Origin of the sequence: Pseudomonas paraeruginosa (assembly GCF_003025345.2) — a bacterium.
GTDB lineage: Bacteria > Pseudomonadota > Gammaproteobacteria > Pseudomonadales > Pseudomonadaceae > Pseudomonas > Pseudomonas paraeruginosa.
This window is the reverse complement of record NZ_CP020560.1, coordinates 3,238,372-3,262,545: the sequence shown is the minus strand read 5'-3', so window position 1 is coordinate 3,262,545 and position 24,174 is coordinate 3,238,372. Positions and strand designations below refer to the sequence as shown.

21 protein-coding genes are annotated in these 24,174 nt (G+C 69.8%); 6 read left to right on the top strand and 15 right to left on the bottom strand.

Annotated elements, in window-relative coordinates:
• Positions 1-10: 10 nt before the first annotated feature.
• Both phzF and phzG read left to right on the top strand, forming a co-directional pair.
• Positions 11-847 (top strand): phenazine biosynthesis protein PhzF, encoded by an 837-nt coding sequence (phzF, locus tag B7D75_RS15400; protein WP_012074246.1) that lies wholly within the window; start codon positions 11-13, stop codon positions 845-847.
• A 25-nt stretch (positions 848-872) separates the two neighbouring features.
• The gene (phzG, locus tag B7D75_RS15395) at positions 873-1,517 is read left to right on the top strand and encodes a phenazine biosynthesis FMN-dependent oxidase PhzG (protein WP_043104244.1); all 645 of its coding nucleotides are present in this window, start codon (positions 873-875) and stop codon (positions 1,515-1,517) included.
• Between the two features lie 246 nt (positions 1,518-1,763).
• Here the strand turns inward: phzG and B7D75_RS15390 are convergent, their stop codons facing one another.
• The 14 genes from B7D75_RS15390 to B7D75_RS15320 all read right to left on the bottom strand — a co-directional run bounded on the left by B7D75_RS15390 (position 1,764) and on the right by B7D75_RS15320 (position 16,442).
• The gene (locus B7D75_RS15390) at positions 1,764-2,300 is read right to left on the bottom strand and encodes an HIT family protein (protein ID WP_053817328.1); all 537 of its coding nucleotides are present in this window, start codon (positions 2,298-2,300) and stop codon (positions 1,764-1,766) included.
• Positions 2,301-2,341: 41 nt separating this feature from the next.
• Positions 2,342-3,982 (bottom strand): alpha/beta hydrolase, encoded by a 1,641-nt coding sequence (locus B7D75_RS15385; RefSeq protein WP_107114193.1) that lies wholly within the window; start codon positions 3,980-3,982, stop codon positions 2,342-2,344.
• Positions 3,979-5,187, bottom strand: a complete 1,209-nt coding sequence (locus B7D75_RS15380) for an MFS transporter (protein ID WP_107114192.1) — start codon at positions 5,185-5,187, stop codon at positions 3,979-3,981. The genes B7D75_RS15385 and B7D75_RS15380 overlap by 4 nt, the downstream gene beginning before the upstream one ends.
• Positions 5,188-5,376: a hypothetical protein gene (locus B7D75_RS15375; RefSeq protein ID WP_012076097.1), complete on the bottom strand. Its 189-nt coding sequence runs from the start codon at positions 5,374-5,376 to the stop codon at positions 5,188-5,190.
• On the bottom strand, positions 5,373-6,524 hold the full coding sequence (locus B7D75_RS15370) for a PepSY-associated TM helix domain-containing protein (protein ID WP_107114191.1): 1,152 nt from the start codon (positions 6,522-6,524) through the stop codon (positions 5,373-5,375). Before B7D75_RS15370 ends, B7D75_RS15375 begins: the two co-directional genes overlap by 4 nt.
• A 40-nt stretch (positions 6,525-6,564) precedes the next feature.
• Entirely contained in the window at positions 6,565-8,979 is a 2,415-nt protein-coding gene (locus B7D75_RS15365) for a TonB-dependent receptor (protein ID WP_058135027.1), read from the bottom strand.
• Positions 8,980-9,164: 185 nt separating this feature from the next.
• Entirely contained in the window at positions 9,165-10,115 is a 951-nt protein-coding gene (locus tag B7D75_RS15360; protein ID WP_012076095.1) for a FecR domain-containing protein, read from the bottom strand.
• Positions 10,112-10,618 (bottom strand): sigma-70 family RNA polymerase sigma factor, encoded by a 507-nt coding sequence (locus B7D75_RS15355; RefSeq protein ID WP_034083017.1) that lies wholly within the window; start codon positions 10,616-10,618, stop codon positions 10,112-10,114. Before B7D75_RS15355 ends, B7D75_RS15360 begins: the two co-directional genes overlap by 4 nt.
• Before the next feature lie 112 nt (positions 10,619-10,730).
• On the bottom strand, positions 10,731-11,414 hold the full coding sequence (locus tag B7D75_RS15350; protein ID WP_107114190.1) for a hypothetical protein: 684 nt from the start codon (positions 11,412-11,414) through the stop codon (positions 10,731-10,733).
• A 104-nt stretch (positions 11,415-11,518) separates the two neighbouring features.
• A complete protein-coding gene (locus tag B7D75_RS15345; protein WP_053817324.1) occupies positions 11,519-12,745 on the bottom strand; it encodes a DUF2599 domain-containing protein in 1,227 nt (408 codons plus the stop codon).
• A 134-nt stretch (positions 12,746-12,879) separates the two neighbouring features.
• The gene (locus B7D75_RS15340) at positions 12,880-13,059 is read right to left on the bottom strand and encodes a hypothetical protein (protein ID WP_107114189.1); all 180 of its coding nucleotides are present in this window, start codon (positions 13,057-13,059) and stop codon (positions 12,880-12,882) included.
• A 471-nt stretch (positions 13,060-13,530) separates the two neighbouring features.
• Positions 13,531-14,229 carry an anaerobic ribonucleoside-triphosphate reductase activating protein gene (locus B7D75_RS15330; RefSeq protein ID WP_058135579.1) on the bottom strand — a complete coding sequence of 233 codons (699 nt, stop codon included), beginning with the start codon at positions 14,227-14,229 and terminating at the stop codon, positions 13,531-13,533.
• Complete coding sequence (nrdD, locus tag B7D75_RS15325) at positions 14,226-14,372, bottom strand: anaerobic ribonucleoside-triphosphate reductase (protein WP_003149989.1); 147 nt, start codon at positions 14,370-14,372, stop codon at positions 14,226-14,228. Before nrdD ends, B7D75_RS15330 begins: the two co-directional genes overlap by 4 nt.
• Positions 14,373-14,414: 42 nt before the next feature.
• Entirely contained in the window at positions 14,415-16,442 is a 2,028-nt protein-coding gene (locus B7D75_RS15320) for a ribonucleoside triphosphate reductase (RefSeq protein WP_107114188.1), read from the bottom strand.
• Positions 16,443-16,769: 327 nt separating this feature from the next.
• Between B7D75_RS15320 and B7D75_RS15310 the strand changes: the two genes are divergently transcribed.
• The 4 genes from B7D75_RS15310 to B7D75_RS15295 are packed head-to-tail and all read left to right on the top strand — an operon-like array spanning position 16,770 to position 23,387.
• On the top strand, positions 16,770-18,731 hold the full coding sequence (locus B7D75_RS15310; RefSeq protein WP_107114186.1) for a TonB-dependent receptor domain-containing protein: 1,962 nt from the start codon (positions 16,770-16,772) through the stop codon (positions 18,729-18,731).
• Positions 18,731-22,576 carry a cobaltochelatase subunit CobN gene (cobN, locus tag B7D75_RS15305; protein WP_107114185.1) on the top strand — a complete coding sequence of 1,282 codons (3,846 nt, stop codon included), beginning with the start codon at positions 18,731-18,733 and terminating at the stop codon, positions 22,574-22,576. Before B7D75_RS15310 ends, cobN begins: the two co-directional genes overlap by 1 nt.
• Complete coding sequence (locus tag B7D75_RS15300; RefSeq protein ID WP_058135034.1) at positions 22,573-23,049, top strand: MotA/TolQ/ExbB proton channel family protein; 477 nt, start codon at positions 22,573-22,575, stop codon at positions 23,047-23,049. The genes cobN and B7D75_RS15300 overlap by 4 nt, the downstream gene beginning before the upstream one ends.
• Positions 23,049-23,387 (top strand): DUF2149 domain-containing protein, encoded by a 339-nt coding sequence (locus B7D75_RS15295; protein WP_012076087.1) that lies wholly within the window; start codon positions 23,049-23,051, stop codon positions 23,385-23,387. Before B7D75_RS15300 ends, B7D75_RS15295 begins: the two co-directional genes overlap by 1 nt.
• A 136-nt stretch (positions 23,388-23,523) precedes the next feature.
• Here B7D75_RS15295 and B7D75_RS15290 read toward each other — a convergent pair whose 3' ends face one another.
• Positions 23,524-24,174, bottom strand: a complete 651-nt coding sequence (locus tag B7D75_RS15290) for a phosphoribosyltransferase (RefSeq protein ID WP_043103994.1) — start codon at positions 24,172-24,174, stop codon at positions 23,524-23,526.

The window sequence follows — 24,174 nt, the reverse complement described above, 5'->3', positions numbered from 1 at the left end:
AGGAGACCCCATGCACAGATATGTCGTGATAGACGCCTTCGCCAGCGAACCGCTGCAAGGCAACCCGGTGGCGGTGTTCTTCGACTGCGACGACCTCAGCGGCGAGCGCATGCAGCGCATGGCGCGGGAGATGAACCTGTCGGAGAGCACCTTCGTGCTCCGCCCGCAAGAGGACGGCGACGCGCGCATCCGCATCTTCACCCCGGTCAACGAACTGCCGTTCGCCGGCCACCCGCTGCTGGGCACCGCCATCGCCCTGGGCGCCGAGACCGACAAGGACAGCCTGTTCCTGGAGACCAGGATGGGCACCGTGCCCTTCACCCTGGAGCGCCAGGACGGCAAGGTGGTGGCCTGCAGCATGCGGCAGCCGATCCCCACCTGGGAGCACTTCGGCCGCCCGGCCGAGCTGCTCGCCGCCCTCGGCCTGAAGGGCTCGACCTTTCCCATCGAGGTCTACCGCAACGGCCCGCGCCACGTCTTCGTCGGCCTGGAGAGCGTCGCCGCGCTGTCCGCGCTGCACCCCGACCACCGCGCCCTGTGCGACTTCCCGGACCTGGCGGTGAACTGCTTCGCCGGCGCCGGGCGGCACTGGCGCAGCCGCATGTTCTCGCCGGCCTACGGCGTGGTCGAGGACGCCGCCACCGGCTCCGCCGCCGGGCCGCTGGCGATCCACCTGGCGCGCCACCGGCAGATCCCCTACGGGCAGCAGATCGAGATCCTCCAGGGCGTCGAGATCGGCCGGCCGTCGCGCATGTACGCGCGCGCCGAGGGCGCCGGCGAGCGGGTCTCGGCGGTGGAAGTGTCGGGCAACGGCGCGGCCTTCGCCGAAGGCCGGGCCTACCTGTGAACCCCCAGAGCAAAGGAGCGCCGCCATGGGCGTGAACCCGAACATCTCCGAGTCCCTCACCGGGACCATCGAAGCCGCCTTCCCGGAGTTCGAGGCGCCGCCGGCGAACCCCATGCAGGTCCTGCGCAACTGGCTGGAACGCGCCCGCCGCTATGGCGTGCGCGAGCCGCGGGCGCTGGCCCTGGCCACGGTCGACGGGCAGGGCCGGCCATCGACGCGGATCGTGGTGATCGCCGAACTCGGCGAGCGCGGGGTGGTGTTCGCCACCCACGCCGACAGCCAGAAGGGCCGCGAACTGGCGCAGAACCCCTGGGCCTCGGGAGTGCTGTACTGGCGCGAGAGCAGCCAGCAGGTGATCCTCAACGGCATCGCCGAACGCCTGCCCGACGCACGCGCCGACGCCCAGTGGCTGAGCCGCCCGTACCAGACCCACCCGATGTCCATCGCCTCGCGGCAGAGCCAGACCCTCGCCGACATCCACGCCCTGCGCGCCGAGGCCCGCCGCCTGGCCGAAACCGCCGGCCCGCTGCCGCGCCCGCCGGGCTATTGCCTGTTCGAGCTGTGCCTGGAGTCGGTGGAGTTCTGGGGCAACGGCACCGAGCGCCTGCACGAACGCCTGCGCTACGACCGCGACGAGGGAGGCTGGAGGCACCGCTACCTGCAACCGTGACGATGCCGTAGCGCCGGCGTTTCACGGCGGATATGCGTCCCGCGGCCCCGGAGTCGGGCCGTAGAGCGAATAACGCCACCGGCGTTATCCGCCGCTGCGCCGACGTTTCATGGCGGATAACCGCAAGCGGTTATTCGCCTTACGCGGCCTCGAAGCTCACCCGTTTTACGGTGGGTAACCGCACGCGGTTATTCATCCCACACGGCCTTGGAACCCATCCGTTTCACGGTGGATAACCGCATGCGGTCATGCGCCTTGCGCGGGCTCGGAGTCCGGCCCAGACGATGTTCGGGGTTGGACGCCGTAGCCGAATGCTCGGCGCAATCCGGCGATCGCCTGTTGCCGATCCATGCCGCGCACGGCCGGCGGATCGGCGCGTTCGCAGAATTCGCGCCAGACGAACAGGGTCAGCTCGGCGCCATCGGTAAGGGGGGCGGCGGTCGGCACGCCGAACTGCTGGAGCGTCCGGTAGCGCGTGTCCTCCCAGAACAGTTCCTCGACCCAGTCGTACAGTGGAATCAGGTGGAAATGCACCGGCAGGCCGGGCATATGGCCGTAGCGACCGACATAGATGCGTCGCGGCCGCAGCAGCGCGTCCATTTCGCGTTCGACCCTGGCCAGCAGCGGCCCGAATTCGGCGAGGGCTTGTTCCGGCAACTGGTGGAAGGCCGTCGCCGGTTGCCGCGAGCCGAGCATGCAGTAGCCGGGCAGGGCCGAGTCGATCCGCTGGTTCAACGTCCAGTGGCGGGTCTGGTGGATGATCAGCTCGGGCGGGATATGCATGGACGGCGCTCCGCAGATGGGGCGCCCACTGTAACCCGTGGTCAGGGAAGATCCAGCTCGGTCTTGCGCCGTTTCATTTCGTCGATGCGTTGTCGCAGCGCCAGGCGCTGGGTTTGCGGCTTGGCCAGCCACCAGTCGCGCACCGCCGAGTTGTCATAGCGCGTCAGCCAACCGGAGAAACGCGCCATCTGCGCTTGCGGAAAGTCGTTGGCGCGGCCGCGCAGGTAGTGATCGAAGAAACCCAGCACCAGGGTGTTGGGCGCCTGGATGAGGATTTCCGTCGGGGCCGAGCCGAGCAGCCCGTCGCGCAGCGGCCGGCGGATGAACAGCGGATTGTCGGTAAGACCGGCATGGGCCGAGTCGCGCAGTACCAGGCGATGAATGTCCTGGCGCTGGCCGGCGTGTTCGAAGCGTTCGTAGGAAAAGTCGTTGAAGCTTCTCGGGCGGGCCGGCGGTTCGATGCCGAACAGCCGGTAGAAGTTGCCAAGGTCGGCGTGCAGCATCAGCAGCGGTGCCGGGAAATCGCTATCGAAGGGCGCGAAGTCGAAGTCGCCACCGTCGAGGTTGACCGCCGCCGCGCAGCGTCGGTCGACCATGCAGACCGCGCCGGTGGTCGAGCCGCCGAAGGACATGCCCATCTCGCCGGTATGCGCGAAGTCGCTGGCGGCCACCAGGTCGGCGACCCTGTCCGGGACCTCGCCGGCCTGCAGGCGGTCATGGACGAACAGGCGGTCGGCCAGCCATACCGGCGCGCTGAGGTTGACGGCGCGGTTGGCCGGGACGGGCAGGTCGAGGGCGGTGTGCAACTGGCCGTCGAGGCGCTGGTCGAGATCGTCGCTGACATAGCCCTGGCGCATGGCCTGCGGCAGGCCGTCGTGGGCGGCCCGGCGCAGGTGTTCGACCAGGCCGGGGTCCATGGGCAGCAGCGTACCGTCGGGCAGGCGGGTCGGCGACGCGTCGCCGCTGTGCTGGATCGCGTAGACGGCATAGCCGTGGCTGGCCAGCTCTTCCATCAGGGTCCAGTTGCCGCCGGCGAAGGCGCTGTAGCCATGGCTGTAGAACACCACCGGCAGGCGAGCGGAGTCGTCGCGCAACGGGGCGTCCGGATAGGAATGGGTGTGCAGGTGCTTGAGGTAGGTGAGCAACGGCGGAAAGCCGAGTATTTCACCGAAGCCCCGCGCGGTGCTGCGCGCCTCGTCCGGGTCGAAGTAGTGGCGTGGCGCGGTGCCGACGATCGGGCGCGCCGGGTACCAGGCGCGCACCAGCAGGCGCCGCGGCTGCCCGGCCGGGGCGCCGAGCAGGCCGGGCCGGCTGGGGTCGGCCAGTTCGAAATCGCGCACGCCGACTGCATAGGGGCCGCTCGGCGCCGGTAGCGGCGCGACCGGGAACAGGTACAGCGCGGCGATTGCCAGCAGCACCAGCAGGCCGTACAGCGAACCGCTCCGGAACGGCAGGCCGCGCACGGGCTTGCGGCGCAGACAGGTGCCGAGCAGCAGGGAGAAACCGGCGAAGGCACCGACGGCGGCCTGCCAGCGGTCGTCCCATGCAGCGTACAGGCCGGCGCCGAGCGCCAGCGTCGAGGCGAACGCCAGCAGACCACGGTGGCCGGGCAGGGCGGGTATCCACCAGGCGAGCAGGGCCGCCAGCAGGGTCGCGACCAGCAGCAGGTCGACAGCGGTCATGGGGCTTCGCTCCTCGTTTCCACGGGGCGCGTCGGTTGGCTCGGCCAGAGCGCCGCCAGCGCCAGCAGCAGGCCGACCAGCGCGTAGGGGGCGCGGCTGTCCAGTTGGTGGAGCAGCGCGCCGAGCAGCGGCCCGCTGATCAGGCCGAAGCCATGTACGGCCACCAGGGTGCCGGCGGCGCCCTGTTCCTCGGCGCGCACGGCATTGGCGTTGAGCGCCGAGACTGCCGGGAACAGCCAACCCATGCCCGCCGCGGCGACGAAGAAGGCCAGCCAGAGCAGTGGCGGCGAGTCGGCGAAGCACACGGCGGCGAAGCCGATGGCGGCGACCAGCCCGCCGGCCCGGATCAGTCGCGACGGTGGCCAGTCCAGGTGGCGCACCAGGACCTGGGCCAGGATCAGCGCGACGCCCACGGCGGTCAGGGCGATGCCGGCCACCCGCGCGGCGTCGGCGGACTCCAGGCGCAGCCGGTCGAGAGCGAAGAAGCCTACGGTGATCTGCGCCACGGTGACGCTGAACATCGCCACGAAGCCCAGCGCCAGCGGCCGCCGCAGGCGGCGGTCGCCGAGGGCCAGGGGGAGGCCGCGGTTCGGCTGGCGGCGCTCCTCGCGTGGCAGCCAGCGGTAGAGCGCCAGCAGGGCGACCAGGGGCAGCGCGGCGGTGAGCAGCAACGGCAGGACCAGCCCGTGAATCGCCAGCAGCCCGGCCAGCCCCGGTCCGATCACCATGCCCACCCCGCTGGCCGCGCCGAGCCCGGCCAGTGCCGCGGCGCGTCGTTGCGCCTCGACGTGATCGGCCACCAGGGCCGCCGTGCAGGCCGGCACCGCGGCGTAGAAACCGCCGGCGAGGCCGCGCAGGAGAACGATGCCGGCGAAGGCGAGCAGGCTCGGCAACGTCCAGTGCAGGGCGAGCACGATGAACAGGCAGAGCGAGCCGTAGGAGAGGGCGAAGCCGGCCAGCCCGCCGAGCAGTACCCGCCGTCGCCCATGCCGGTCGCTGGCGATGCCCCAGGGGCGCGCCGCGAGCATCCAGGCGATGCCGCCGGCGGTCACCGCGGCGCCGGCCTGCCAGGGCGCCAGGCCGAGCTTGCGGGCGAGCGGGCCGACCAGGGCGACGAAGGACATCACCGCCAGGGTGCAGGCGAAGGTCTCGAACATCAGCGGACGCAGGTCCAGGGTGCTGGCAGGTGGCGGCGGGGCAGTCATTCAGGGGTTCCTTCGGGTTCGCGGCAGGCGCAGCCAGACCCAGCCGATCAGCACCAGCGGAGTGCCCAGGGCGAGCCAGGAGAGCAGGTCGCAGAGACCGTCGCCGAGCAGCGCCGAGAGCAGCCCGAAGAGGCCGAGCAGGGCCAGCAGCAGGGGCCAGCGGAAGATCATCCAGAGACCGCGCCTCATGCCTTGCCCTCCGTCGCCAGGCTGCCGTCCGGCAGTTCCGCCAGGCGCTTCTCCAATGGCGTCTTGCGTCGGCCGAACCAGAGGTAGAGACCGCTGGCGAGGATGACGATGCTGACGAGATCGAGCAGCGCCCAGACGATCTTCAGCGGCATGCCGCCGTAGTCGCCGAAGTGCAGCGGCTGCGACAGCAGGAGCGTCTTCACGTACAGCGGCATCTCGCGCATGTCGGTGAGTTCGCCGGTCTGCGCGTCGATCAGTGCCGGCTTCAGCAGGCGCTCGGTGAGCGGCGTGTTGCCGCGCATGAACACCGCATAGTGATGCTGGCTGCTGAACTGGGTACCGGGGAAGCCGACGAAGCTGACCTCCATGTCCGGCGCCGCCCGGCGTGCCGTGGCCAGGGCCGCGTCGAGCGAGCCGAGGCGCTGCAGCGGCGGCGCGTCCTTGTAGGGCGCGGTCATTTCCGCCAGCTGCCCGCCTTGCCAGAGCATCAGGATCGGCAGGGCCAGGGTGTTGATCACCCCGGTCACGCCGACCACCAGTACCCAGGACAGGGTGACGATGCCCAGCAGGTTGTGCAGGTCCAGCCACTTCAGGCGACGGCTGCGTTCGGCGCGTACCGTGGCGAAGTCCAGCTTGCGCATGAACGGCGTGTAGACCACCACCCCGGACACCAGCGAGGCCACCAGCAGCAGGCCCATCAGGCCGAGGAACAGGTAGCCGGGCAGGCCGAGGAACAGGTCGGTGTGCAGCTTCAGCATCAGGTACATGAAGCCGCCCGGCGGCGGCAGCGCGTCGAAGAATTCTCCGGTGCGCGCGTCGAACGGCTGCATGTGGCCGTTCTCCGGCGGCGGCACCAGGGTCGGCGCGGTGATCACCAGGCCCAGCGGGTCGTCCTTTTCGAATACCAGGAAGCGCACCACCTCGCCCGGCCGGGCGGCCATGGCGCGGGCGATCACGTCGTCGTAGTCGATGCGCGGCGACTCGGCGGTGAGCGGTTCGAGCTGCGGATGCGGCTCGAAGTAGTGCTCGATCTCCTCGTGGAAGATCAGCGGCAAGCCGGTGAGGCAGAGCATCAGCAGGAAGATCGTGGAGATCAGGCTGGTCCATTTGTGCACCAGGTACCAGGTGCGCAGGGTTTTCGCGGTCATTGGCGGCTCATCGGCGGTTTCTGGTCATGGCGGGGCGGACTCAGAAGTCCGCCGTGAGTGACAGGGAAAGGGTGCGCGGCGAGCTGATCGACAGGTAGCCGTTGGCCGCGGTCCAGTAGTCCTTGCCCAGCGCGTTTTCCAGGTTGGCGCGCGCCACCAGCGGCTTGCCGGCGACCTGGAAGGCGTAGGCGGCGCCGAGGTCGACGCGGTTCCAGTGCGGCACGTCGAGGGCGTTGGCGCTGTCCACGTAGGCCGAGCCGGTGTAGATCCAGCGGCTGTCGAGGGTTAGTCCGTCGACGAACGGGGTGTCCCAGCTGAGCCCCAGGTTGGCCTGGCGGCGGGCCACGCCGGGCGCGTCCCTGCCTTCGCTGGCGGGGTCGCCGGTCTTGTTCTGCTCGGGCTTGATGTAGGTGGCGCCGGCCATCACCCGCACGCCGTCCAGCGGTTCGCCATAGAGGCTCAGCTCCACGCCGCGGTTGCGTTGCTCGCCGTCGGCGCGGAAGACGTTGCTGGCGTCGGTGTAGGCGTTCGGTTTCCTGATCTCGAACAGCGCCAGGGTGGTGCTGAAGCCGCCCAGCTCGTACTTGGCGCCGATCTCGTACTGCTCGGCCTTGTACGGCGCCAGCACCTGGCCGGCGTTGGCCGCGGTCATCGGCGCCGCCTCGCCCTGGCTGAGGCCCTGGATGTAGCTGGCGTACAGCGACAGGTCCTGCAGCGGCTTGACCAGCACGCTGGCCATCGGCGTCCACACGTGCCGCTTGTCATGGCTGGTGCGCGCGCCGCTGGTCTGGTCGTAGTTGCGCGATTCGATCTGCTGGCGGCGCACGCCCAGGGTGACCTGCACGCGATCCTCGAGCAACGACAGCCTGTCGGCCAGCGCCACGCCGCCGAGGTCGGTCTCGTTGGTCTTCGGGATGCTTCCGTCGAGGCTGGAGAAGTCCGGGACCGGCGTGTGCGGCGAGGTCTGGTAGAGGTTGCCCGGCTGCATCCCGGTGAAGGCGTAGACCATGCCCAGCCGTTCGTGCAGGCGGTTGGCGCTGAGCGTCCAGTCGTGGCGGAGCGGGCCGGTGTCGAAGTTGCCGCGCAGGCCGACCTCGGCGGAATAGGTGCGGCGGTCGCCGCGCTGGCGTGCCAGGCTGTTGACGATGTCGCCCTGGTTGCCGTCGAGGATGCTGTTGGCGGCGACGGTTTCGTAGTTGCTCTGGCGGCCGCCGAGGCTGGCGAACGCCGTCAGGTTGTCGGCGAGGTCGTACTCGCCGCGGTTGACCATGGAGTAGTCCTCCTGGTCCAGGTAGGAGTCGCGCAGGCCGAAGCGGGTCTTCGAGTCCGGCGCGTGGGGTATGTGGGTGGTTCCCGGGCCGGGCAGCAGCGGTCGCACCACGCCTTCCAGGCTCTCCTTCTGGTACAGCAGGTCGCTGGACAGGCGCAGGCGCTCGCCACGGAAGTCCAGGCCCAGGGAGAGCATGGGAAACTCGCGGCTCTGATGGTCGACAGCGGTGTCGCCGTTGCGGTAGACGCCATTGAAGCGCACGCCGAAGGCGTTGTTCTCGCCGAAGCGACGGCCGATGTCGAGGTGGGTGCCGAGCTGACTGCGCTGGCTCCAGTCGACGCTGACGCGGGTCAGCGGCTGGTCGTCGGCGCGCTTGGGCACCAGGTTGATGGTGCCGCCGACGCTGCCGCCGGGAGAAATCCCGCCGAGCAGGGCGTTCGGCCCCTTGAGCACTTCCACGCGTTCGGCGAACTCGATCGGCACCCGCCAGAACGGCAGCAGACCATAGAGGCCGTTGAAGGCGACATCGGCGTTCTGCACCGCGAAGCCGCGAATCGTGTAGCTGTCCACCAGGTCGCCGCGCCCGCCGACCACCCGCACCGACGGATCGTTGGCCTGCAGCAGGTCGGCGACGCTGCGCGCCTGCTGCTGGTCGATGGTCCTGGCGGTGTAGCTGACGATGCTGAACGGCGCGTCCATCACGTCGACGTTGCCCAGCATGCCCAGGCGCGCGCCACGCGCCACCTGGCCGCCGGTGTACTCGGCGGGCAGGGTCTCGGCGCCGGCGGCCTGGGCGGTGATCAGCGAGGATTGCAGTTCCAGCGCGCCATCGGTGGGCGCCGGCACCAGGGTGTAGCTGCCGTCGCCGCGCTGTTGCAGTTCCAGGCCGCTGCCCAGCAGCAGGCGGTGCAGCGCCTCGACCGGCGCGTAGCGACCGCGCAGGGCGGCGTTGCGACGTCCCTCGGCGAGGGCCGGATCGAAGGCCAGGGACACGCCGTTTTCGCTGGCGAAGGCCGACAGGGTACGGCCCAGCGGGCCGGGGGCGATGTCGTAGCTGCGCGCCGCGCTGGCGACGGGTGCCTCGGCGGCGTGCAGGACGGGCACCGTGCCGGCGAGGGCCAGGCTCGTGGCGGCGACGTGGATGGCCAGGGACAGCGAACGGGGGCGAAGCGTGCGTACGGGCATGTACAGGGTTCCTCGTGGTCTCTGCGGACCTTGGGTCGGACGGATTCCTCTACTTGCCAGCCGAGATGGGAAAAGGTCTCAGGTCGTGGAAAGATTCTTTCGTGGGAGCGGCCTGTCGCTGGACATGTCGGACTTGGCGCTATGCGCCCTCCGGCAGGGGTCTTCGCGCGGGGCGCACCCTGGGCTCACGCCGGCACCAGGGTGATCCAGTAGTCGGTCACCCCGCGCACCTTCAGCGGGTAGGTGGCCTGCAGCATGCCCAGCGTGCGCCGCAGATCCAGCAGCGGATAGGCGCCCGACACCGCCAGCCTGGCCAGTTGCGGATCACAGCGCAGGACGCCGCGACGGTAACGGCCGAGTTCGCCGAGCAACTCGGCCAGCGGCATCCGGTCGGCCATCAGCATGCCGCGGGTCCAGGCGTCCGGCATATCGTCGCGGGCCAACGGGCGCGCTTCGCCATCGTTGCCCAGGCGCACCGATTCGCCGGCTTCCAGCCAGTGCCCGCGCCCGTACAGCGGAAGCAGTTCGACCCGTCCGGCGAGAACCGCGATCCGGGTGGCGGCGTGCTCCTGGCGCACATTGAAGCGCGCGGCGCCGGCAGCCAGCCGCGCCTCGGCGGTGGCGACGCGGAAGGGGCGCGGTTCGGCGCGGCTGTCGACGAGGATCTCGCCGCGCTGCAGGCGTACCAGGCGCTGGCTGGCGTCGAAGGCCAGGTCCACGGCGCTGTCGGTGTTCAGGGTCAGCAGGCTGCCGTCGGGCAGATCCAGGCGGCGCTGTTCGCCCACGCCGGTGCGCTGGTCGGCCAGCCAGTCGCGCAAGGGTTCGGCCCGCCAGGTGGCGAGCCCCAGCGAGGCGCCGCCGAGGACCAGGGCGAGGTGCTTGATCGCGCGCCGCCGGTCGAGCCCGCGTTCGCGACCGAGGGTCGGCAGGGCCAGCGCAGGCGGCAGGCTGCCGAGGCGTTGCAGCAGGCGTTCGGCGCGCTCCCAGGCGTGGGCGTGTTGCGGGCTTAGCTGGCGCCAGCGGGCGCAGGCCTGGCGGGTGGCGTCGCTGCAGGCGCTGTCCTGCAGGCGCACCAGCCAGTCGGCGGCTTCGTCGAGGATATGCGAGGGAATCCTGCCGTCGAGCGCGATACTCACTCCATCAGCTCCAGGCAGTGGCGGAAAGCCTGCTGCATGTAGCGCTTCACCGAGCCCAGGGAGACTCCCAGGCGTTCGGCGATGGCCTCGTACCTCAGGCCTTCGATCTGGGCCAGGAGAAAGGCCTGGCGCACCTTGCCCGGCAGGCTGCCGAGCAGGGCGTCGATCTCGTGCAGGGTCTCCAGCACCATCAGACGCTGTTCCGGCGGCGGCGCCAGTTCTTCGGGTAGCGTGGCCAGGGTGTCGAGATAGGCGCGTTCCAGCGACTGGCGCTGGAACCAGTTGATCATCAGACCCTTGGCGACGGTGGTCAGGTAGGCCCGTGGCTCGCGCGCCTCCAGCACCCGGCGCGAGGCGAGCAGGCGGGCGAAGGTGTCCTGGGCCAGGTCGGCGGCGTTCTCCGCGCAGCCCAGGCGCCGCCGCAACCAGCCTTGCAGCCAGCCGTGGTGGTTCTGGTAGAGATGGCTCACAGCGTCGTGCAGGGAGGCGTCGGCCGGTGGCATGGGGGAGTCGCTGTTGTAATTGAGAATGAGTCTCATGCTACTTGCAGCCAGGGGCGGCCCACAAGTCCCCCGGACCGGCGGCGGCGCCTGCCGGCGCGGGCGACGAGGAAACTCAGGCGTGTTCCAACCCGTACTGGAAGAACGCCATGTCGGCCAGGCGGCCGGTGGGATAGAGCAGTCCCTGGCGGGCGGTTTCCAGGCGCGGGAAGGACAGCCGTTCCGCGCCGATCAGGCCGTGCAGCGCGGTCAGCGTCTTGCCGCTGGCGCGGGTCAGGTGGGGGCGGCGCGGGTACAGCGCGCGACAGGCGGCCACGTAGTAGCGGTCGAGGGCGGGGAACTCGCCCCAGACGCCGAGGAGGATCTTGCTTTTCAGGGTGTCGGTCCAGCTGACCCGGCTGCTGAGGGTGTCCATCGCGCCGAGCACCGTCTCCAGCAGTTCCTGGTTACGCGCCAGGCGTGGGGCGCTGGCGGCGAAGTCCACCAGCGACAGTTCGAACAGCTCCGGCCCCGGGCCGCCGAACAACTGCCGGGCCAGGGCCTTCATCAGGTCCAGATTGCTGTTCTGCAACAGGCCTGACGAGCCATGGAACATGCCCCAGTTGGCCAGGTAGAAGCCTAGGTGCAGTGCGGTGGTATCGAGCTGCTCGGGAGCGACCAGGTCGTCCCAGCTACGCCGGGAATCCCAGATGTATTCCCAGAGGAACTCCCAGGCTTTCAGGCGCGGGTATTCATTGCCCGGAGCATATTCCAGGCTGGCGTGGTAGCGGTGGACATAGTCGGCGGCGTCGAAGGCCATGCGTTCGTTCCCAGGGCGGCGTGGAAAGGAAAGCATGGTAAAACGTGTGATATCAAAGCGCCATATATCGGGCGGAGACGCCGCGGCGCCCCCGCCGGGCGGCCTCAGGTGTTGTTGCAGCCCTTGGCGATCGAGTCTTCGTTGGAGGTATACGGCCGCGACGGTTCCAGGTTCCACTCCGGTTTGTCGCGGGCGATGTTGAAGTGACAGACCAGTTGCCGGCGCATGCTGCCGATGTTGCTGTCGCGGTTGTCCGGGTTGTCCTTCCAGGCGCTGTCCAGGTAGTGGTCGACCACCAGTTCGTTGAAGAAGTTGTTGGTCTGGTCGTCCTGGATCCTGCGCCCGCAGTCGGTGGGGATCACCTCCAGGGTCATGATTTTCTTCCTGAAGCCGGGATCGTCGCGTTCCACCCAGGTGGCGCTTTCCACGTAGCGTTGGCAGGCGTTCTTCGCGCTGATCGGGTAGATCGCCTGCTTGCGGCTGTCGTAGGCGAACTGCGCCTCCTGCTGGCGGGTCTGCGGCAGTCTCATGTTGATGATCGGCAGGAACGCCTGGACCGACTGGTACCACTGGATCTGGTTGAGGCGCGCGCCTTCCAGGCCGGCGTCCTCGGTGTAGAACGCGGCGAGGATCGACGGCGACTTCGGCGGGTTCTCCTCCCACTTGGCCAGGCGCAGTTCGTTCTGGGTGGTGAAGGATTCGTCGGCGATCTGCGCCATTGCCCGGATGCTCTGGTAGAACGCCGGTCCGGCGGCGACATTGCGCTCGTCGCGGACATCGAAGGAGCACTGCCGGGAATGGTCGCCGCGATTCTGCCGGTAGTTCGCCGCCCACTGCTCGGCGGTGCCGACGTTGATGTCCTGGCAGAACTTCTCGACGCTGTTCGGCGTGCGCCGCGAGTCGGTGCAGCCTTGCTGGGCGCGATCGTCGGTGGCGGCGTCGATGGGGAAGGAACAGAGCACCGCGTAGTCCTGGTGATCCTTCGGGTTGCCGAAGATGGTGTCGAAGATGAAACCGCTCTTCAGCCCGTAGGCGAGCTTGCGGTATTTCGCGTCCTTGCGCAGGTAGGAGGCGGAGACGCCACCGCTTTTCTGGCTCTTCGGACTGACGCTGTAGAACATGTAGTCGGTGGACGGCCAGGTGGCTCGGAACAGCACGCCGGAACAGAGGAACGCCGGCTTCGACGGTCCGCCGCAGTCCTGGCGGGTGTCGTTGTACAACTGGTTGAGGCGGGCGACCACGTCGTTGCCCTGGTCGGCCTGGGCCGCCGGGGTGAGCGCCAGGCCGCCGGCGGCGAGAAGAGAGAGAAAGGCGGATCTGCTTCCGTTCATGGGATGGACTCCACACAGGTTCGAAGGAACGGGCCGGGGACGACCCGGTTGGCCCCGATAGGGCGAGTGCGACGGGCGGATCGCGGGGGATGGTCGGGAAACGCATGCGGCGGCGGGCGCCGGCGCAGCGCAGATCAGCGGAAAGCGGCGGCGCGGGGCAGCAGGCGGATGTCGTGGGCGATGCCGGGTTCGCTCGTGGCCGAAGACGGCGTGGCGAGCGGGTGGCGGTGGTCGAGAGAGGCGGCGAAGGCCGCAGTGACAACCACGAACAGGGTGGTTAGCGGGGCGGATACCACTCGAACTCCGTTATGCATCGCAGGCCTCCTTTGCGCCGCGCCGATGGGCTTGCGTCATACCGTTCGAGCCTAGAAGCGCGGGCCGCGTCGCTCCAGCGGCGGGGTGGCTAGCTAGCAAGGGGGATTAATGCATTCGCAAAGGCGCTCGCTGTGGAGCGACTGCCGGACGCGGTAGTGCGGCATACACGGGCCGCGCCGGTTGGCGCTGGTGGCGTCCTGCAAGCTCCGGGTAACGGGCTTCGCCGCCAGTCCAGGCGACCGCCTCGGTTCGCGGACTGTGCCAGGACGCCGCTCCCGCGTTCGGCGACAGCCGCGCCGCCTGCAAGGCGAACCACAGGGTCGCCACATCGGCGGTGCCGTCCAGCGAGCGGCCGCTGACTTCCTCGATCCGGCGCATTGATATGGGTCTTGTGCGAGCCTCTATCGCCGGGGCTGGATGCCCGGTCCGAGGAGCAGGATGGCGCGCCCGAGCGGCGCCGATGGGGCGGCTCAGGCGTCGCGCAGCTCGAAGGCGGGAAACAGTGCCTCCAGCTCTCGCCATAGCTGGGGGGCGCCCTGCGGCGCGGGCGCCGCGAGAAGCGTCGGATCGAGCTGGCGGGCCGGGCGCGCCAGTTGTACGGCGAAGCGCTCCACGCCCATCCCGCGCAGGCGCGTCGCCAGGCGCCAGAGGCGTTCGCTATCGAACAACCGCCAGTGCACCGTGGTCCGGCATTCGTAGGCCACGCCGCTGTCGAGCAGGCGTTCCAGGCTGCGCCAGTTGGCCGCGCCGCTGCCGCGCACGCCGGTAATGGCGGCGACGTCCTCGGCCAGCGCCTTGACGTCGAAGCCCACCCAGTCGGTATGCGCCAGTACCCGGGCGAACGCGCGCGGGTTGATGCCGGCGCTGTGCAGGCCGACGCGGAAGCCCAGTTCGCGTACCGTGCGCATGGCGTCGCCGAGGGCCGCCTGCAGGGTCGCCTCGCCGCCGCTGAAGACCACCGCCTGCAACAGGCCCTGGCGGCGGCGCAGGAAATCGAGCAGGCCTGCCCAGGGAATCTCCCGCGCGCCACGGGAGGCGATCAGTTCCGGGTTGTGGCAGTAGCGGCAGCGCCAGGCGCAGCCCTGGCAGAACAGCACGCAGGCGAGCAGGCCGGGATAGTCGAGGGTGGTCAGGGGCACGACGCCCCCGACCCTGAGCGTGGCGCTCATCGCGTCTCGCGGAAATGGCGGCGTTCGCGATGCTCGGACTGCTTGCCGGCATTGAACGCGGCTACCGGACGGTGGTAGCCCATCACGCGGGTCCAGACTTCGCAGCGCTGGCGCTGGCTTTCGGGCAACTGGTTGACGCTCATCGGTGTACTCCTTGCGGTTGGATGGAAGGGAAAAGGGCCGGCTCAACCGCCACAGCCGCCGCAGCAACTCCTGGCGCCCGCGCGGCGCAGCAGTTCCTCGTCGCACTTCGGGCAGAACTCATGCTCGCCGGCCAGGTAGCCGTGCCGCGGGCAGATCGAGAAGGTCGGGGTGACGGTCAGGTAGGGCAGGCGGAAGCGCCCGAGGGCGTTGCGTACCAGGGTCTTGCAGGCCTCCGCCGAGGATATCCGCTCGGCCATGTACAGGTGCAGCACGGTGCCGCCGGTGTACTTGCATTGCAGGGCGTCCTGCAGTTCCAGGGCTTCGAACGGATCGTCGGTGAAGCCCACCGGCAGTTGCGAGGAGTTGGTGTAGTAGGGGGCCTGCGCGGTGCCGGCCTGGAGGATGTCCGGATGGCGCTTGCGGTCCTCGCGGGCGAAGCGGTAGGTGGTGCCTTCGGCGGGGGTGGCTTCCAGGTTGTAGAGGTGTCCGCTGTCTTCCTGGAAACCCACCAGGCGGGCGCGCACGTGGTCGAGCAGGGCCAGCGCCATCTCACGCCCGGCTTCGCTGTGCAGTCCCTCGCGGTCGTCGCTGAAGTTGCGCACCATCTCGTGCAGGCCGTTCACCCCGATGGTGGAGAAATGGTTGCGCAGGGTCCCCAGGTAGCGCCGGGTGTAGGGATAGAGGCCGGCGTCCATGTGCTGCTGGATCACCTTGCGCTTCAGCTCCAGGCTGGCGAAGGCGAGTTCGAGCAGGTGGTCGAGCTGGCGGTAGAGGCCGACGGCGTCGCCACGGTGGCGATAGCCCAGGCGCGCGCAGTTGAGCGTCACCACGCCCAGCGAGCCGGTCTGCTCCGCCGAGCCGAACAGGCCGTTGCCGCGCTTGAGCAACTCGCGCACGTCCAGTTGCAGGCGACAGCACATGGAGCGCACCTGGTTGGGCTGCATGTCCGAGTTGAGGAAGTTCTGGAAATAGGGCAGGCCATAGCGCGCGGTCATCTCGAACAGGCGCGTGGCGTTGTCGCTGTCCCAGGGGAAGTCGTGGGTGATGTTGTAGGTCGGGATCGGGAAGGTGAACACCCGGCCGTGGGCGTCGCCGGCCTGCATCACCTCGATGTAGGCGCGGTTGATCAGGTCCATCTCGGCCTGCAAATCGCCGTAGGCGAAGGGCATTTCCTCGCCGCCGATGCGCGGCACCTGGTCGCGCAGGTCCTCCGGGCAGACCCAGTCGAAGGTCAGGTTGGTGAAGGGCGTCTGGGTGCCCCAGCGCGACGGTACGTTGAGGTTGTAGATGAACTCCTGGAGCGCCTGGCGCACGCCGGGATAGTCGAGGCGGTCCTTGCGTACGTAGGGCGCCAGGTAGGTGTCGAAGGAGCTGAAGGCCTGGGCGCCGGCCCATTCGTTCTGCAGGGTACCGAGGAAATTGACCATCTGCCCCAGGGCGCTGCCCAGGTGCTTCGGCGGCCCGGCCTCGACCCGCCCCGGCACGCCGTTCAGGCCTTCGTTCAGCAGGGTGCGCAGCGACCAGCCGGCGCAGTAGCCGGCGAGCATGTCGAGGTCGTGGATGTGCAGGTCGGCGTCGCGGTGGGCGGCGGCGACCTCGGCGTCGTAGACCTCGTCGAGCCAGTAGTTGGCAGTAACCTTGCCCGACACGTTGAGGATCAGGCCACCGAGGGAGTAGCCCTGGTTGGCGTTGGCGCGTACCCGCCAGTCCTCCTGCGAGAGGTACTCGTTCATCGACGCGGCGACGTCCACCAGGCTCCTGCGCTCGCGCCGCAGCCGGCCGTGGCGTTCGCGGTAGACCACGTAGGAGCGTGCGGTGGGATAGTGGCCGGCCTCCATCAGCACCCGTTCGACCAGGTCCTGGACCCGTTCGATATCCAGGCAGGCGCGCTCCGGCAGGCGCTCCACCACGCGCTCGGCGAGCGCCTGCGCCTGCCGCGAGTCCAGTTCGCCGGTCGCCTGGCCGGCGGCGGCGATGGCGCGTTCGATCTTGCCGGGATCGAACGGGACTTCACGTCCGTTGCGCTTGAGCAGGGTGGCCGGCGAGGAAGCCTTCCGGGGCTGGGTCATTTCAGATTCTCCACAACATGATGTGTTTTGTTTTTTCAAAACAACAATATGTTGTGGATTCTGGCGGGCGTCGCCGGGCGGACGTTGATCTGCGTCAACCTCCGGCGGATTGCCCGGGTTCCATTGGAGGTATTCCCTGTGTCGGTGACCGCGTCGACCAGACCCGGGCGAGGCGGGCGAAGACCGCATGGTCGTCCAGTTCCTGGCAGACCGTGGCGACCTCGGCGAAGCCCGCCTGGCACGCAGCGTGAAAAACGGCTGGCGTTCTTCGTCTCATAAAATGTTATGTTATAACTTCTGATTATTCATAATTCATGACTGCCGACCATGCTCCCCCATTCCTCCCCGCGCCGTCTTCCTCCGCTGCGGCTGGCCCGCGCCATGCCGGTCCTCTACCTGTTCCCCTGCCTGGCGCTGGCTGCGCCGGTCGACCTGGAGCCCACGGTGGTCAGCGCCACCAATACCGAGCGCAAGCTGCGCGACGCCCCGGCCAGCATCTCGCTGATCGCCGCCGAGGACCTGCGGCGGCGCCCGGTGCGCGACCTGCAGGAAGCTCTGCGCGGTTCGGAAAGCCTGCAGTTCAACGGCGTCGGCATGTCCCGGCGGGGCATCAGCGTTCGCGGCATGTCCAGCGAGCACACCCTGGTGCTGGTGGACGGCCAGCGGATTTCCACCTCGTCCGGGGCCATCGCGCATTCCGACTTCGATCTCGGCTGGGTGCCGGTGGAAAGCATCGAGCGCATCGAGGTGGTGCGCGGGCCGATGTCCTCGCTCTACGGTTCGGAAGCCCTTGGCGGGGTGGTGAACGTGATCACCCGGCGCGCCACCGATACCTGGACGGGCAGCGGCCTGCTCGATGGCGGTGTGCGCGAGGACGGACTCGGCGGACAGAACCACCAGCTCGGCGCCTATCTCTCCGGGCCGCTGGTGCCCGGCAAGCTGGGCGTCGCCCTGAACGGCGAGAGCCGCCGCCAGCAGGAGACCCCGGACGCCGACAACCGCCGGCTTTCCGAGCTGGAGGGCGGCAACGCCGACAGCGCCGGGCTGAACCTCAGCTGGACTCCTGACGAAGCCCAGCGCATCGAGCTCGGCCATCAGCGCGGGCGCGAACGACGCTGGCGCAACAGCGAGACCGGCGGGCCGCGCTCGCGCTACTACGAGTCGCGCGACGTGATCGAGCGCGAGCGCTGGTCGCTCGCCCACAATGGCGAATGGCACTGGGGCAGCAGCCAGTTGCGTACCTACCGCAACCGCCTGGAGCGACATAACGCGCGTTCCGACGGGCAACCGCCGAGCAACCCGCAGCGCCTCACCGACAGCGTGGTCGACGGCCATGTCAGCGTGCCGGCCTTCGAGCGGCACCTATTCACCCTCGGTGGCGAATGGCGCAAGGAAGAACTGGAGGATCGCTCGGTGAACGCCGCCGGCGACGCCAGCGCGCGGCACGAGGCGCTGTTCCTGCAGGACGAGATCGCCTTCGGCCCGGACTGGTCGCTGACCCTCGGCAGCCGCTTCGACAAGCATGAGGCGTTCGGCTGGGAAAGCAGTCCGCGCCTGTACCTGCTGCACCATCTTTCCGATGCGCTGACCCTGCGCGCCGGTGTCGGCCGCGGCTACAAGGCGCCGAGCCTGAAGCAGTTGTCGCCGGAGTATGCGGCGGTGGGCGGCGGCGGGCGCTTCACCATCTACGGCAATCCCGACCTGAAGCCGGAAACCAACACCTCCTACGAACTGGGCGCCGACTACCAGGGCGACGGCTGGACGCTGAAGGGCACGCTGTTCGAGAACGACGTCAACGACCTGATCCAGACCGTCTGCGTAGCGCGCTGCGGGGTACGCGGCGCCGAAGTGCGCAACTACGAGAACGTCGAGAAGGCGCGGATCCGCGGCATCGAACTGGGTGGTGGCGTCGACCTGCCCGCGGACCTGCGCTGGGAGTTCAACTACACCTATCTCGACGCGCGCAACCGCACCGTTGACCAGCGCCTTGGCGACCGTTCCCGCCACCTCGCCAACAGCCAGTTGCGCTGGACGCCCGACGCGCACTTCAGCGCCCAATTGCGCACCGAATACGTCGGCAGCCAGGTGACCTACAGCAGCAACGTCGGCTACGCCTTGCCGGCCTACAGCCTGTGGCACCTGGAGCTGAGCCGGAAGCTCAGCGAGAACCTGACCCTGCGCGGCGGCATCGAGAACCTCGGCGACCAGCGCCTGGCCGACGACGACACGCACTTCACCTACGCCGAACCTGGGCGGACCTTCCATCTCGGTCTGGTGGCGAGCTTCTGATGCGCCGTTCGCTACTCTTCTGCGGCGCGCTGCTGGTCAGTCTCTGTGCCTGGGCGGAGCCGGCCCAGGTGCGTCTGCTCAGCAGCGATTTCGTCCTCCCGGGCAAGCACCAGCGCCTAGCCGGTTGGGCGCGCGAGGCCGGTGTCGAGTTGCGCGGCCTGCGCCTCGGCACGGGCGAGGCGCGGCTCGACGAATGGCTGGACGGCGGCGACCTGCTGATCCTCGACACGCCGCGTCCGACCGATCGCGCCCAGGTCGAGCAGGCGCTGGGCGAGCGCTTGCAAGGCGGGACGCAACCCTGGATCCGCGTCGGCGGCGGTCCGCCGGGTTTCGGCAACCTGCCGGCGGCGCTGGGCGGGCGCCTGGTTGGCTACTACGCGAACGGCGGCGAAGCCAACCTGCGCCGGCTGTTCGAGGCGGTCCGACGCTGGCATGCCGGCCTGCCCGTCGACGCGTTGCCGGCGCCGCAGCCCCTGGCGCAGGCAGGCTTCTATCATCCCGACGCACCGGCGCCGTTCGCCGGCCTCGCCGACTACCTGGCCTGGGGCGCCTCGCGCTGGGCCAGCGATGCCCCGCGCATCGCCTTCCTCATTCCGCGCGGGGCCATCGCCGACGCCCAGACCGGCGCCATCGACGAACTGTTGCGGCGTAGCGAGCGGCACGGCCAGGCGCCGCTGGCGGTGTGGTTCGACGACAGCGATCCGGACGCGTTGAGGAAGTCCTTCGCTGGCGCCGATGTCCAGGCGCTGGTCAACCTGCAGCACCTGCAGAACGGCCCGGCGCGCCGTGCCGAGTTCCTCGCGCTGGACGTGCCGGTATTGCAGACCCTCGGCTACCGCGACGGCAACGAGGCCGACTGGCTGGCCGCCGCCAGCGGGGTGGCGCCGCGTACCGCGGCGGCCTTCCTCGGCATGCCGGAAACCTGGGGAATGAGCGATCCGTTGGTGATCAGCGCCCTGGAGAACGGCGAGCCGAAGCTGATGGCCGGGCAGGCCGAGGCCCTGCTGGACAAGCTCGACCGGCTGCTGCGCCTGCGTCGCCTGCCGGCGGCGGACAAGCACCTGGCGCTGATGTTCTGGAACCACCCGGAAGGCGAGAAGAACGTCGCCGCCTCGCATCTCAACGTACCGGCCAGCCTGGCCCGCCTCGGCGAGGCGCTGCGGGCGGACGGCTACCGGGTTGCGACGAGCGACGAAAGCGCGCTGGTCGATACCGCCCAGCGCCTGCTCGGCGGCTACTACCGGCCGCAGACCCTGGACGCGCTGTATCGCGACGGCCTCGCCGCGAGCCTGCCGCTGGAGGCCTACCTGCGCTGGTTTGAGGCGCTGCCGGCGGATCTGCGCGAGCGGATGCGCGCGCGCTGGGGCGACCCGAGTCGACATTGGGCCTTGCGCGATATCGACGGCCAGCGGCGCTTCGTGTTCCCGGCGGCGCGCCTGGGCAATCTCCTGCTGTTGCCGCAGCCGCCGCGCGCCGGCCGTCCGGGCGAGGCCTACCACGACAGCGCGGTGCCGCCGGACCACCTCTACCTGGCGGTCTACCAGTTCGTCCGCGAGGGCTTCGGCGCCGACGCGCTGATCCATTTCGGCACCCACGGCACCCAGGAATGGCTGCCCGGCAAGGATCGCGGGCTGGCGGTGGGCGACTATCCGCTGCGGGCGCTCGGCGACCTGCCGGTGTTCTATCCATATATCCAGGACAACGTTGGCGAGGCGCTCCAGGCGCGCCGGCGCGGGCGCGCGGTCACCGTCAGCCACCAGACGCCGCCGTTCGCCCCGGCCGGGCTGTACGACGAACTGCGCGACCTGCACCAGCTGATCCACGAATACCAGCAACTGGACGAGGGCGTGGTGCGCGAGCGCAGCGCCGAGCAGATCCGCGCGGCGGTGCTGGCGGCGCACATGAACGACGACCTGGGCTGGAGCGAGGCGGCGATGCGCGAGGATTTCCCGGCGTTTCTCGGTGTGCTCCACGACCACCTGCACCGACTGGCCGGCGCGGCGATGCCGCTGGGGTTGCACACCTTCGGCGTCGCCGCGGCGCCGGAGCTGCGCCTGGGCACCGTCATGCAGCAACTCGGCGAACCCTACTACCGCGCGCTCGGCCTCGATCTCGGGGAACTCTTCGCCAGCGACTTCAAGGCAGTGCGCGACAGCCGCGCCTACCGCACGTTGCAACGCTACCTGCGCGACGGCGACGAGATCGCGGGTGTGGCCGACCCGCGCCTGCGCGAACAGCTGCTGCGCGCCCGCGAGCTGGACCGCCAGCTCGCCGCCACCGGCGAACTGGAGGCGTTGCTCGCCGGCCTCGCCGGGCGCTTCGTCGCGCCCGGACCGGGCGGCGATCCGATCCGCAATCCGCAGGTGCCCAGCGGGCGCAACCTGTTCGCCTTCGAGGCCGACAAGGTACCGACGCGCGCCGCCTACGAAGCCGGCGCCGAGGCCTTCGGCCAACTGCTGGAAAGCTACCGCGCCGAGCACCAGGGCAGGGCGCCGGAAAAGCTCGCCTTCAGCCTCTGGTCGTCGGAAACCATGCGCCACCTGGGCATCGTCGAAAGCCAGGCGCTGCACGCCCTCGGCCTGCGCCCGCGCTGGGACGCCGGTGGCCGCCTGCTGGCGCTGGACATCGTGCCGGCGGCGGAGCTGGGGCGTCCACGGGTGGATGTGGTGCTGCAGGTGACCAGTGTCTACCGCGACCAGTTCGACGGCTTCATGCGCCTGCTCGCCGAGGCCATCGAGCGCCTCGCCGCGCTGGACGAGCCGGGCAACCCGCTGGCGCGCAACAGCCAGGCGCTGGAGCGGCGCCTGCGCGAACGCGGCATCGAAGCGCCACTGGCGCAGCGCCTGTCGCGCCTGCGGCTGTTCGGCAACGCGCCGGGCGACTACGGCACCGGGGTAACGCAACTGACCCTCGACTCCACCCGCTGGGACGACGACTCGGCGCTCGCCGAGCAGTTCCTCGGGCGCTTGCAGTATGCCTACGGCAGTCGCGACTGGGGCGTGAAGCTGGACGGCGGCAACCTGTTCGCCGAACAGTTGAAGGGCGTCCAGGCGGCGCTCCTCTCGCGCTCTTCGACGCTCAACGGCGTGCTCTCCACCGACCACCCGTTCGAGTACCTCGGCGGCCTGTCACTGGCGGTACGCTACCTCGACGGCGCCAGCCCGGCGCTGTACATCGCCGACCTGCGCCAGCGCCAGCCGCGCACCACGGCCGCCGCGCAGTTCCTCGCCAGCGAGCTGCGCGGGCGCTACCTCAGCCCGCAGTGGATCGCCGCGATGCAGCGCGAGGGCTACGCCGGCAGCCTGGAAATGCTCGACCTGGCCAACAACCTGTGGGGCTGGCAGGCGGCGGATCGCACCATGGTCCGCGCCGACCAGTGGCAGGCGTTGCACGACACCTTCGTCATGGACCGCCGCGAGCTGGGTCTCGCCGAGTGGTTCGAAACGCACAACCCGACCGCCCAGGCGCAGATCATCGCGCGCATGGCCGAGGCGATCCGCAAGGGCTATTGGGACGCCAGCGAGCAGACCCGCCGCGAACTGGCCGAGCGCTGGCGGCGACTGGCGGCCGCCGGCGCCGGCGAGGTCGGCGCGGCGACCACCCGTGAATTCATCGAACGGATGGCCGGCGGTTTCGGCGAGGCCGCGGCGCAGGTGGAGGGCGCCGCGGCGTCCGGTGCCGGCGAAACGGTCAGCGGCCGCGTCCTCGAAGAAGTCGCGCCGCCGCCGGCCGGCGAGCCGCAGCCCTGGCTCCGGCTGGCCGCCGCCGTGCTGCTCGCGCTGTTCGCCGCCGGTGCCGTCCGGCAATCCGTAGTCAATCGTCGTCCGATGGAAAATCGCTCATGAATGGTCTGGAAACCAGCCTCTACGAACTCACCCGCCTGTTCCTGCTGCCGGTGCTGCTGTTGATCCTCGCTGCGCTGGCCTACGCCTTCGTCGCCCTCGGCGGCTTCGCCATGGAAGCCTGGCAGCGCCGTCGCGGGCGCTACCGCTCGCGCCTGGCGGCCTGGCAGGCGCTGCATGGCGGCAACAGCGACGACCTCGAACTGTGGATCATGCAGCGCTTGGAGTGGCTGCGGGTCACCTCGCGCAGCGCGCCGATGCTCGGCCTGGTGGCGACCATGATCCCGATGGGGCCGGCGCTGCTGGCGCTGACCCGCAACGATGCGCAAGGTATCGGCGAGAACCTGGTGGTGGCGTTTTCCGCGGTGATCCTGGCCCTGGTCGCCGCCAGCGTCACCTTCTTCATCCTCACCGTGCGCCGCCGCTGGCTGCTCCAGGAACTGCGCGCCGTCGAGCGCGCGCGGGAGGCTGGCTGATGCGCTTCCTCGAACACGACGAGGCGGACGACCCGATCCTCTCGATGGTCAACCTGATCGACCTGTTCCTGGTGGTGATCGGCATCCTCCTGATCGTCATCGTGCGCAACCCGCTCAATCCGTTCAGCCAGGACAAGGTGGTGGTGGTCGAGAACCCCGGCGAGGCGGACATGCGCATGCTGGTCAAGGATGGCAAGGAACTGAAGCGCTACCAGGCCAGCGGCGAGATCGGCGAAGGGCAGGGCAGCCGCGCCGGGGTGACCTACCGCCTGGCCGACGGGCGGATGATCTACGTGCCGGAAAGCGGAGGGAGCGCCGACCGGCCAGCGGCCCAGTGACGAGCCGGCGCGACGGCGGACTCGATGCCGCCGCCGGGGGCCGGCGCGCTCCCGGCCGTTCGCGGATCCGCCGGTCGTCGATCATCTGGCGGTCCGCCTCGCATCGATGGAAAGACGCGCACCGGGGCGCGCAGGGTCAATGCGGGACGGCGGCGAGCAGCTCGATGACTTCGTCGTCGTCGAGCGGGTGGAAGTCCCGGTAGTGGTCGCCCACCGCGCGGAAGGTCTCCGGCGTGTCCAGGCAGACCAGTTCGTCCAGCAGCGGGCGCAGGCGCGCCACGCTCGCCGCCGACGCCACCGGCAGCGCCAGGCGCAGCGAGCGCGGGGCTTGCCGGCGCAGGGCCTGGAGGCCGGCGAGGGCGCTGCTGCCGGTGGCCATGCCGTCGTCCACCAGCAGCACGTCGCGACCCTCTATCCGCGGCGCCGGCCGTTGCCGGCAGTAGCGTGCGCGACGACGCTCCAGTTCGCGCAGTTGCACGGCGAGCTCGTGCTGGAACCAGTCCGGCGGCGGCTTGAACAGTTCCATCATGCGCTCGTCCACCACCCAGTGCGGATCGGCGCCGTCGACCACCGCGCCGAGGGCGAACTCCGGATGGCCCGGCGCGCCGATCTTGCGCACCAGCAGCAGGTCCAGCGGCGCCGCCAGGACCAGGGCGATCTCGTAGGCGACCGGCACCCCGCCGCGCGGCAGGGCCAGCACCAGCGGCCGCGGCAAGCGCAGGCCGCGCAGCCGGGCGGCCAACTCGCGGCCGGCGTGGCGGCGGTCGGCGAAGCGTGGATAGCTCAT